The sequence below is a fragment of the Aurantimonas aggregata genome (assembly GCF_010500835.1).
Lineage (GTDB): Bacteria > Pseudomonadota > Alphaproteobacteria > Rhizobiales > Rhizobiaceae > Aurantimonas > Aurantimonas aggregata.
In genome coordinates, this window is the sequence record NZ_JAAAMJ010000068.1 from 1 (window position 1) to 1,762 (window position 1,762).

Here is a 1,762-nt window from a genome sequence, read left to right on the forward strand (position 1 = left end):
TGTCTCGCAGAGGAACGCTTCGATGAGGGGAGCGATCGGCGTCATGGTTGCCTCCCCTCGTACATGAACCCTTCCCCGGCCGCGGCGACATCGCGCTTGAGGTCGGCGGTGGCCTCCAGATACCAATAGGTCGCATAGATGTTGACGTGGCCCATGTAGGTCGCGAGCGCCACCATATGCGCCCCGCAGCGGCTTCGCCCTGCCGGGCTGCCTTGCAGCGCACGCACCGCAAACGTGTGCCGCAGATCGTGCAGACGAGGGCGGCGTGTCGCCATCGACTGGATGCCAGACATGCTCACCAGCCGGTTGAAGGTGTCTCTGACTGCAAGGTAGCGCAGAGACAGACCACGATCGTCGATGAAGACCGGATCATCGTCTGAACGAGGCCGGCGACGCGCCAGATAGCGGTTCAAGCCTGCTGCTGCGGTGTCATGCAGCGGCACCAGGCGCGTCTTGCGGAACTTGGTCTCGCGGATCAGCAGGCCGTCGTTGCTCACGTCGGCGATCGTCAACTTCAGGGCTTCGGAGATCCGCAACCCGGTGGCCGAGAGCAGCGCGATCAAGGTCGCATACGTCAGGGAGCGCAAGCCGCCTTTGGGCCGAAGCTGGAGGGCGGCCTCGATCAGGTGATCGATATCCTTTGCCGAGTAGATGCGCGGTGGGCGGCGCGTCTTGCGGGCGCCGAAGTGATTGGCCGGCGGCAGCTCATGCCGGGCGTCGTCAACCCGGACATAACGTGCAAAGCGGCAGACAGCCTTCAACCGGGCATCGCGTTGCGGCACGGATGGGCCGAGAGCTGCCCAATCGATGCCGTTTGCGTGTGGACAAGGTTTTGCCCGCGCTCGGCCGCAAAGGCGGCAAAGCTCTTCAGCAGGCATTCCGCATTCAGCATCGCGAAGCCCGTGGCACGGCGCAGGGTGAGATAGGTCTCGACGGCGTTCAGCATCAGTGCACCTCCGGCCAGGGTTGGGCGACTTGCTTTAAGAGCGCGACATCGGCCTTGGCGTAATAGGCCGTCGTGTCGATGCCGCGATGGCGGAGGACTAGGCCAATTTTCTCGAGCGGAACGCCATGGCGCAGCATTTCGGTCGCCGCCGTGTGCCGCAGGACGTGCGCCCCTTTGACAGGCGTCACGATGCCGGCGCGCTTCATGATGCGCTCACCACCGACGAGATGCCGTCGCCATTCCGGAACGGCCGGTATGGAGCGATCGTGCGCAAGAACACGCGGTCGCTCTGACCGGCCGAAGGTCGGTACTCGAGGTAGGCGGCGATCGCATCCCCGACGTCTTGCGGAAGCGGTAGGCGAACCTCATAGCGCGACTTGCCAGAGACCCGCAGCGAGCCCGCCTGCCACTCGATGTCGACGAGACGGAGTTGCGCCACGTCGCCTGCCCGCAGCCCGAGGCGTGCCAAGAGCAGGACGATCGCGCGATCACGCCGGCGCGCCATGGCGTCGCCATCACATGCCGCGATCAATCGGTTGACCTGCTCCGCGGTCAGATACCTCGGCATGTCGGCAAGCCGCCAATTGGCGTAAGCAGGAACGACGTTATCGAGACCTGCCTGGCAGCGGCCTTCGACAGCGAGGTACCGCAAGAATGCTCGCAGGCTGGTCGTCAGCTTCTCGACGGTTCCATTCCCGCAACTGCTCGCACGGACCAAAAAATAGCTGCGAACATCGACCGGACCCCAGCCAGTCGGGTCCGCCCCCAGCGCCGTCATCAGGCGGACGGCATCACGAGCGTAGAGCTTGATGGTGG

At 64.6% G+C, this 1,762-nt stretch carries 4 protein-coding genes; all 4 read right to left on the minus strand.

Annotated elements, in window-relative coordinates; translation table 11 throughout:
* Positions 1-41: 41 nt before the first annotated feature.
* Positions 42-761, minus strand: a complete 720-nt coding sequence (locus GTW51_RS23255) for a tyrosine-type recombinase/integrase (protein WP_246233385.1) — start codon at positions 759-761, stop codon at positions 42-44.
* The gene (locus GTW51_RS24250) at positions 758-946 is read right to left on the minus strand and encodes a hypothetical protein (protein ID WP_246233386.1); all 189 of its coding nucleotides are present in this window, start codon (positions 944-946) and stop codon (positions 758-760) included. Before GTW51_RS24250 ends, GTW51_RS23255 begins: the two co-directional genes overlap by 4 nt.
* On the minus strand, positions 946-1,152 hold the full coding sequence (locus GTW51_RS24430) for a tyrosine-type recombinase/integrase (RefSeq protein WP_281354654.1): 207 nt from the start codon (positions 1,150-1,152) through the stop codon (positions 946-948). The genes GTW51_RS24250 and GTW51_RS24430 overlap by 1 nt, the downstream gene beginning before the upstream one ends.
* On the minus strand, positions 1,149-1,762 hold a 614-nt coding region (locus tag GTW51_RS24435; protein WP_281354655.1), incomplete at its 5' end, for a tyrosine-type recombinase/integrase. The genes GTW51_RS24430 and GTW51_RS24435, both read right to left, overlap by 4 nt.

Bases quoted from the DNA above. Each gene is read 5' to 3' on its own strand.
- GTW51_RS24250 (WP_246233386.1), bottom strand. From the start codon at position 946: ATGCTGAACGCCGTCGAGACCTATCTCACCCTGCGCCGTGCCACGGGC.
- GTW51_RS24430 (WP_281354654.1), bottom strand. From the start codon at position 1,152: ATGAAGCGCGCCGGCATCGTGACGCCTGTCAAAGGGGCGCACGTCCTG.